The organism is Corallococcus sp. 4LFB (genome assembly GCF_046520365.1).
In the GTDB taxonomy this organism is placed as follows: domain Bacteria; phylum Myxococcota; class Myxococcia; order Myxococcales; family Myxococcaceae; genus Corallococcus; species Corallococcus caeni.
In genome coordinates this window covers 1-7,408 of the sequence record NZ_JBKGHJ010000423.1, presented here as the reverse complement: position 1 = coordinate 7,408, position 7,408 = coordinate 1, and the positions used below count along the sequence as shown (strand labels likewise).

Genomic DNA, 7,408 nt, shown 5'->3' with positions numbered 1-7,408 from the left:
CTGGGCATCGTGTCCGGCCTGTCCGCGGGGAGCATTGGCGGCCTGGCGAGCGGGCGCGGTCCGTCCGTGCGCAACGTGCAGGTGGCGGCCATCGCGACGAGCCTGGTCCCCATGCTGGTGTGGAGCAGCGCCTCGTCGGTGTCCTTCGCGGGCGCGGTGGCGGCGAGCGCGCTGGTGGCCTTCCTGACGTGCGCGTTCCGGCTGCCGTTCTACGCGCTGGAGGTGCTGGCGCAGGCGGTGGCGTACGCGGTGGAGCGCTTCACCGGGAAGCCCACGCTGCGCTGGGCGCCGGTGCGGCACCACAACCTGAGCTACCTGCCGCACCCGTTCCTGGGCCGGCACCTGGCGCTGGCGGTGCGCTCGCGGCCGGCGGAGGTGCTGGCGGTGGCGGACGCGTGCCTGCGCTCGCCGGGCAACATCCTGGTGGGCTGGCCCTGGGTGGTGGAGGCGCTGGAGCGCGCGCACGCGCAGGACGCCGCCGGCCCCCACGCCTGAAGGCCCCGCGGGGAGGGGGGCGCCCGTCAGGGAGTTGCCCTGGAGGGCGCGTCCGGTACCCTCCAGGGGACCATGGAAGGACTGCTCGACGCGTTCATCGCCTTCATCCGCGCGGAGCGGGGCCTGTCCGGCAAGACGGTGGACGCCTACGCGGCGGACCTCACCGTGTACTTCGAGGACCTGCGCTCGCGCGGCCGCGAGGACGTGGCGCGCGTCACCCAGGAGGACGTGCTCGCGCACCTGGTGACGCTGGGCAAGCAGGGCCTGGGGCGCCGCAGCCAGGCGCGGCACCTGGCCGCCATCCGCGTCTTCCACCGCTTCCTCGTCGCGGAGCGGCTGGCGGACAAGGACCCCACGGAGGACGTGGACACGCCCAAGTCGCCCCGCAAGCTGCCCGTGTTCCTCACGCTGGAGGAGGTGGAGCAGCTGCTCGCCGCGCCCGACGAGCGCACCGTCACGGGCCTGCGCGACAAGGCCATGCTGGAGGTGCTCTACGCCACCGGCCTGCGCGTGACGGAGCTGTGCACGCTGGAGCTCAACAACGTGCAGCTGACGTCCGGCTACCTCGTCACCCGGGGCAAGGGCGCCAAGGAGCGCATCGTCCCGCTGGGGCGCGTGGCCATCGAGAAGGTCCAGGCGTACCTGTCCCTGTCGCGGCCGGAGCTGCTGGGCAAGCGCGAGGCGAAGGCGCTGTTCGTCACGCCGCGCGGCGAGGGCTTCACGCGGCAGGGCTTCTGGAAGCTGCTCAAGCGCTACGCGCTGAAGGCCGGCATCCTGAAGCCGCTGTCGCCGCACAAGCTGCGGCACTCGTTCGCCACGCACCTGGTGGAGCGCGGCGCGGACCTGCGCGCGGTGCAGCAGATGCTGGGCCACGCGGACCTGGCGACGACGCAGATCTACACGCACGTCAACAGCGCGCGGCTGCGCAAGGTGTACGACGAGTTCCACCCGCGCAGCGACGCCTTCAAGCCGAAGCCCCCCGCGCGAAAGCGCCCGCCCACGCCATGACGCCGGGAGTCGAGCGCCCGGCCGCCGCGGGGTAGGGGGACCCTGGCCCCAGGGGAGGGGCCAGGGGCGTGCGTCGCGCGCGAACGCAAGCGCTTGCGGTGAAGACGCGCGCTTCAGGCCCGGGGCCGCGCCGAGGAGGCGCCTTCGCAGAGGGCGCGACGCGTTCGTCAGGGAGTGGATCGCCTTGTGCAGTGCGGGACGGCGGTGGCGGACATGGCGTCCGCCCTGCTGTCGCACGGTCGTCGCGTTCACCCCACTCGGGCGCGGTGTGGCCCACGAAGGTCTGCTCGTCCATGAAGCGTTCCCGCCAATCCCTGATGTCTGGCGTCCTGGGCCTCACCGGCTGCATGGCGCTGTCCCTCTCCGCCTGCAAGGTGCCGGATGCCGACGCGGCCGAAGCGAAGCCGCCGCCCAGGAAGGCCCCCGCCCCCAAGGTGGTGCCGGCCTCCGCCACCGCGCCCTCGGACGCCAGGGCGCGCACGCCGTTTGGCGCGGCCCGTGACGCGTTCGAGCGCAACTCCGTGAACGCGAACCCCTTCGCGGACAACAACGGCAACGTCCCGCCGTCCTCGCAGTACCAGGGCCCGCTGTTCAGCCTGAGCCATGACTATCCGCAGGCGCCCGCCGCGCCGCCGGCCAATCCGCCGTGGATCGCCGCGCTCAAGGGGCAGCCCATCTCCAAGGCCAACGCGCTCGCGTACGTCAACGCGCTGAAGGCGTACATCGCGCCGTCCATGCAGACGCTGCTCTACAACTATCCCCAGTGGGATGCGGCGCAGGCGGGCTGGTACAACGAGCCGTGGCTCGCCTCCATCCGGGAGAGCATCCACGGCACCTACGTGGGCTCCGAGTTCCCCGCGGCCACCTTCGCCGCGTCCGGCCTCAAGGTCGACATGACGACGTACGTGCTGACCTACTACGACAAGGTGGCGGCGTACGCGCTGGGGCAGGTGTGGGGCAAGACGGCCATGAACCCCACGCTCACCAACACGTCCGCGCAGTTCCCGGAGGGCTCCATCGTCATCAAGGTCGCGCTGACCAGCGCGCTGGCGAAGGACTGGCCGGTGATGCAGGGCGCGACCCTGTGGCCCGTCTACGTCCCGCCGCCCAACGGCCCCTCGAACGCGCCGCCGCAGGTGATGAACGCGTCGGTGATGCAGTTCGACATCATCGTCAAGGACACCCAGACGGCGCCCAAGACGGGCTGGGTGTTCTCCACGCTCGTCTACGACATGCGCGTGCCCGGCAGCGCGTGGGACAAGATGATCCCCCTGGGCGCGATGTGGGGGGATGACCCGAACGTCAACTCCACGCAGAACCCCACCATGCCGCTGCAGGAGACGGTCATCAACCCGGCGGCGCCCGCGTACTCCACGGCGACGCTGGGGTGGGGCGGCCGGCTGTCCGGCCCGAACGACGGCGCGGTGGTGGATCCCGCGATCGTCAACGGCAAGCTCGTGCGCAACGTGCAGGCCTCGTCGTGCATGAGCTGCCACAGCGTGGCCGAGTGGCCCATGAAGACCTTCCTCCTGCCCACCACCACGATGCCGCCGACGGTGGGGGGGCCGGACAACAACGCCCTCGTCTTGGAGCAGCCGGGCTCGCAGGCCTGGATGAAGTGGTTCCAGGACAACCCGGGCAACGTGCCGCTGGATCCCGGGACGGTGCCCATGGACTTCGACATGGTGTTCGCCTTCAAGTCGCTGCCCGCGTGGCAGGCGGCGACGCAGGGCAACAGCGGCATGAAGGCCTTCGAGGCCCTCGACGCCGTCCGCGGCCAGCCGCCCGTCAACCCGCGCGACCTCAAGTACAACGGCCAGTAGGCCGGTGACACCTGGGAGCGCGGGGGAGGGCAGGGCACCGCCACTCCGCGCTCCACAATCCTGACAGAAGGCTGTCACGAGGCGGGGGTAGGGTGGCGTCATGACCACGAACGCCCTGCCTCCCCTGACCCTGCTGGAGCTCGCCGACCCGGGCCTGCCCGGCTTCGAGAGCTACTCTCCCTTCTGCATCAAGGCCCACCGCGCCCTGAAGTACGCGGGGCTGCCCTACGCGCGCGCCTGCGCGGACAACCCGGCCTCCCACCGCGCGCACAACCCCACCGGACAGGTGCCGGTGTTGCTGGTGGGGGCGGAGGCGGTGCCGGACTCCACGGCCATCCTCGCGCGCATCCAGCAGCTGGCGCCGGGCCGCATCGAGCCTCACCGGAGGCGCTGCTCTGGGAGGAGCTGGCGGACACGTCCCTCAACGGCTTCCTGGTCGCGTCGCGCTGGGCGGATGACCGCAACTGGCCCCGGACCCGCGCCGCGTTCTTCCACTTCATGCCGGCGCCGGTGCGCGCGGTGGTCCCGACGTTGATCCGGCGCAAGCAGGTGGAGCGGTTGGTGGCGCGCGACGTCTGGCGCGCGGGCCCGGAGGCGTGCTGGCGCCGGTTCGGGGCGCTGCTGGACCAGCTGGACGCGCGGGCCCCGGAGCAGGGCTTCTGGTTGTCCGGGGCGCTGAGCGTGGCGGACCTCGCCCTGTTCGCGCAGCTGCACAGCCTGCGGACGCCGCTCACGCCCTGGCAGGGCGCGGAGGTGGACCGGCGCGGGCGGTTGAGCGCGTGGCTCGGGCGGGTGGATGCGGACACCCGCACCGCGAGCATGCCCCTGCGGGCCGCGAGCTGAGGCGGATGGGGGGCTGCCGTCCAAGGCTTCCGTCAGATAGCGGAGGGTTGCGCCCGCGTCGGCGCACACCACCCAACGATCAAACGTTGGACACCGCCACCGCACGGGCGTGCCGGTCCGGACATCCTTTACGGTTCGCGCATGAACCCTTCCCCCCACGCCATCCCCACTGGTGAACCCGTTCCCCTGCAATCGGCCTCGATGGAGTCGCTCGATGCGCTCATCCAGCGGGTCGACAACATGTCGGAAGTGGAGCTGGATCACCTCCCCCTGGGGATGATCCAGCTGGACGCGCAGGGCCGGATCCTCAAGTTCAACCGGACCGAGGCGTCGCTGGCGCGCATCCAGGCTCGCGAGCAGATCGGCAAGAACTTCTTCTACGACGTGGCGCCGTGCACCCGCGTGCGGGAGTTCTTCGGCCTGTTCCAGGAGGGCGTCCGGGCGAAGAAGCTCTACCAGACGTTCGGCTTCGTCTTCCGCTTCGCGCACGGCGCGCGCCACGTGGCCATCACGCTCTTCTACAGCGACAAGACGGACTCCGTCTGGGTGCTGGTGTCCGACAAGAAGATGCCCGGCGAGCGTTGAGCCGCCTTCAGCGCACGAAGCCCGCGACGGGGCTCTCGAAGACCTTGCTCACGACGTTCATCGTCCGGAGCCAGGCCTGCGCCTCCTCGCCCAGCCGCCCGTAGACGCGCACGTCCACGGGCCTCGCGACGCCGAGGAGCGCCTTGAACTCCGGCCAGCCGGAGATCCTCCGGATGTGCTCCATGACCTGGCGCGCGTCCGCGAACGTGATGACCGCGCCGACCTCCGGGTCCTCCGGCCGGGCGTGGAACTGGATGCTGAGCAGGCTGCTCACGCCCTCCGTCTCCAGCCGCCGCACCGCGGCCTGGAGGGTCGTGGTGAAGACGTCGAAAGGCGCCGTCCGTTCGAGCACCTCCACCAGGGTGATCCGCTCACGGGCTGATGGGTCCATTCGCGCGCTCCTGTCCCGTTTCTGGATACCCATGGCCCGCGGTTCAGGAAACCGTCGCTCCATCCAGTGGACCTGTCGCGCAGCTCCCGCCCGGCCTTCCCCTTGCCTCAAGCCGCGCGCTAGGGAGAGGGACTCATGGCCTTTCGAGTCCAGCTCGCCGTCCTGCTCCTTGCCTCGCTCAGTGCGTGCGCCACGCCGAGGGGGAGGGTACGGCTGGATACGGGGGAGGGTCTGCCCAGCGAGTACAGCCCTCCTTCTCCCGTCCGGGCCGTGACGGTAGGGGCGGGGGCATTCGAGAAGGCGCTGACCGAGCTGGTTCTGGCCACGCCCCTGCGCCTGCGGGCTTCGCGGCCGGGCACCTGGGTGCGCGCCACCTATCCCACGAGCGAGGCTGAGTCCCGATGGCAGCGGGTGACGGACCGTGGGTTCGGCGGCTTCTGCGAACCGGGGCCTCGGCGGGGTGACTGCATCTCGCTGCTCGAAGACGTGATGGGGCTGAGTGACTGGGACAAGCTGGGCGTGGCGCTTGCTCTGTCCCTCGAACCCCTCAAGGCGAGCATCTCCAGGGCCGTGGAGGACACCCTGGCGCCGCAGATCTTCTACTCGGTCATCGCCACGGGCCTCGTGACCTGGGCGGCGCTGGCCGCCAACCCCGAGCCTGCCTTCACCAAGGGCGCTGCGCTCATCTCGGCCCTGCTCCTGCTCTACCTGGGTGCGGAGACGTTCCTGGAGCTGGTGGAGGCGAGTCAGGAACTGAAGCTCGCGACGGACCAGGCCACCACCTGGGAGGAGCTGGACCAGTCCGGTCAGCGCTTCGCGGCCCGGGTGGGGCCCTCCATCGCGCGGGTTCTCGTCCTCGCGGTCACGGTCGCGGTGAGCTACGGCATGACCGGTGGTGCGTCGTTGCTGGCGGCGCGGCTGTCGACACTGCCGAATTTCCCGGGCGGCGCGTTGGGGGCCTCACGCATTGGCGTCCACGTCGCGAGCCTTGAGCAGGTGCGGGCGGTGTCCGTCTCGGGCGGCGTCATCACACTCGCACTTCCGTCCACGGCCGTCGCCATGGCTGCCAAGGGGAGTGGGGCACCTCCAGCCGGCGGTATCCGTTCGTGGAATTCCTTCAGCGCCCTCAAGCGGGCGCGAGGACCCGCAGGGCCGGGGAAGCAGTGGCACCACATCGTCGAGCAGACGGATGGAAACGTTCAGCGCGTCGGACCCCAGGCCCTGCACAACACCGAGAACGTGATCGCCATTGACGAAGCCATGCATCAACGGATCAGCGGGTACTATTCATCGAAAATCAGCCTCTTCACGGGAGCCCAGACCGTGCGGCAATGGTTGAGCAGCCAGTCCTTCCAGGCCCAACGAGACTTCGGCATGAAGACCCTCATTCGCTTTGGAGCCATTCCTTGAGCACCCGGAAGTTTCAGAAGGCCAGCATCGAAGAACTCATCCAGTGGTACGCGGAGGGAGCGGTCGCAGCCGGACGAGCGCTGAATGCCGGGGACTCGCGGTCCGCCAATCGCGCCGCCGACAAAATCGCGGGGGCATATCGAGAACTTCGGAGCCGTGGCGCGACGACCCAACTCCTTCCCCTGCTTCAGAGTCAGGACGAGACCATACGTTCCCACGTCGCAGCCCATGCGCTGGAATTCGCTCCGGAACTCGGCGAGCCCGTATTGCTCTGGATCGCGAAACGGCCGGGGCTCAATGGGCTCGCGGCGGAATACGCGCTCAAGGCCTGGCGCGAGGGCACGCTCAAGTTCCCCTGAGCGTACCCTCCGTCCTTCAGCTCCCGCCCAGGTCCGCCAGGTTCAACCCGGGATGATCCTCATGCGCTTTGGAGTCATTCCTTGAGTGCCCGCAAGTTTCAGAAGGCCAGCACCGAAGAGCTCGTCCAGTGGTACGCGGATGGGTCCATCGCGTACGGACAAGCGCTGGAGGCCGCCGACTCGCGGTCCGCCAATAGTGCCCACGACAAGGTCGTGGGGGCCTACGAGGAGCTTCGGAGCCGGGGGGCGACATCCCAGCTCATTCCCCTGCTCAAGAGCGAGGACGAAACCCTCCGGATGCATGCAGCCTTCCATGTCCTGGAATTCGCTCCCGAACTCAGCGAGCCAACGTTGCTCTGGCTCGCGAAGCGTCCTGGGTTCGTGGGATTCCGAGCAGAGCACACCCTCAAGGCCTGGCGCGAGGGCACGCTCAAGTTCACCTGAGCGCACCCTCCGGCCCTCAGCTCCCGCCCAGGTCCGCCAGGTTCAACCCG

At 69.9% G+C, this 7,408-nt stretch carries 9 protein-coding genes and 1 pseudogene; 9 read left to right on the top strand and 1 reads right to left on the bottom strand.

Going from position 1 to position 7,408, the window contains the following annotated elements; translation table 11 throughout:
- From ACLEQD_RS32715 to ACLEQD_RS32690, 6 genes and pseudogenes are all read left to right on the top strand, one after another.
- Positions 1-495: pseudogene (locus ACLEQD_RS32715) on the top strand (hypothetical protein); the annotation flags it as partial.
- Between the two features lie 72 nt (positions 496-567).
- The gene (xerD, locus tag ACLEQD_RS32710) at positions 568-1,503 is read left to right on the top strand and encodes a site-specific tyrosine recombinase XerD (RefSeq protein WP_410389411.1); all 936 of its coding nucleotides are present in this window, start codon (positions 568-570) and stop codon (positions 1,501-1,503) included.
- Between the two features lie 293 nt (positions 1,504-1,796).
- Positions 1,797-3,326, top strand: coding sequence for a hypothetical protein (locus ACLEQD_RS32705; protein ID WP_410389410.1), 1,530 nt, complete (start codon positions 1,797-1,799; stop codon positions 3,324-3,326).
- 100 nt (positions 3,327-3,426) lie between these two features.
- A complete protein-coding gene (locus tag ACLEQD_RS32700) occupies positions 3,427-3,861 on the top strand; it encodes a glutathione S-transferase N-terminal domain-containing protein (protein WP_410389409.1) in 435 nt (144 codons plus the stop codon).
- Positions 3,837-4,169, top strand: coding sequence for a glutathione S-transferase C-terminal domain-containing protein (locus ACLEQD_RS32695; RefSeq protein WP_410389408.1), 333 nt, complete (start codon positions 3,837-3,839; stop codon positions 4,167-4,169). The genes ACLEQD_RS32700 and ACLEQD_RS32695 overlap by 25 nt, the downstream gene beginning before the upstream one ends.
- Before the next feature lie 201 nt (positions 4,170-4,370).
- Positions 4,371-4,754 carry a PAS domain-containing protein gene (locus tag ACLEQD_RS32690; RefSeq protein ID WP_410389407.1) on the top strand — a complete coding sequence of 128 codons (384 nt, stop codon included), beginning with the start codon at positions 4,371-4,373 and terminating at the stop codon, positions 4,752-4,754.
- Positions 4,755-4,761: 7 nt separating this feature from the next.
- On the opposite strand, the gene ACLEQD_RS32685 is transcribed toward ACLEQD_RS32690, so the two are convergent.
- Entirely contained in the window at positions 4,762-5,145 is a 384-nt protein-coding gene (locus ACLEQD_RS32685) for a hypothetical protein (RefSeq protein ID WP_410389406.1), read from the bottom strand.
- Positions 5,146-5,280: 135 nt separating this feature from the next.
- Here ACLEQD_RS32685 and ACLEQD_RS32680 point away from each other — a divergent pair, with 135 nt between their 5' ends.
- The 3 genes from ACLEQD_RS32680 (at position 5,281) to ACLEQD_RS32670 (ending at position 7,358) form a co-directional block, all read left to right on the top strand.
- Positions 5,281-6,555, top strand: coding sequence for a hypothetical protein (locus ACLEQD_RS32680; protein ID WP_410389405.1), 1,275 nt, complete (start codon positions 5,281-5,283; stop codon positions 6,553-6,555).
- Positions 6,552-6,914 (top strand): hypothetical protein, encoded by a 363-nt coding sequence (locus tag ACLEQD_RS32675; protein WP_410389404.1) that lies wholly within the window; start codon positions 6,552-6,554, stop codon positions 6,912-6,914. Before ACLEQD_RS32680 ends, ACLEQD_RS32675 begins: the two co-directional genes overlap by 4 nt.
- 81 nt (positions 6,915-6,995) lie before the next feature.
- Complete coding sequence (locus ACLEQD_RS32670) at positions 6,996-7,358, top strand: hypothetical protein (protein WP_410389403.1); 363 nt, start codon at positions 6,996-6,998, stop codon at positions 7,356-7,358.
- Positions 7,359-7,408: the final 50 nt, after the last annotated feature.

Coding starts and splice junctions, on each gene's coding strand:
- ACLEQD_RS32685 (WP_410389406.1), bottom strand. CDS start 5,145: ATGGACCCATCAGCCCGTGAGCGGATCACCCTGGTGGAGGTGCTCGAA.
- xerD (WP_410389411.1), top strand. CDS start 568: ATGGAAGGACTGCTCGACGCGTTCATCGCCTTCATCCGCGCGGAGCGG.
- ACLEQD_RS32705 (WP_410389410.1), top strand. CDS start 1,797: ATGAAGCGTTCCCGCCAATCCCTGATGTCTGGCGTCCTGGGCCTCACC.
- ACLEQD_RS32680 (WP_410389405.1), top strand. CDS start 5,281: ATGGCCTTTCGAGTCCAGCTCGCCGTCCTGCTCCTTGCCTCGCTCAGT.
- ACLEQD_RS32700 (WP_410389409.1), top strand. CDS start 3,427: ATGACCACGAACGCCCTGCCTCCCCTGACCCTGCTGGAGCTCGCCGAC.
- ACLEQD_RS32690 (WP_410389407.1), top strand. CDS start 4,371: ATGGAGTCGCTCGATGCGCTCATCCAGCGGGTCGACAACATGTCGGAA.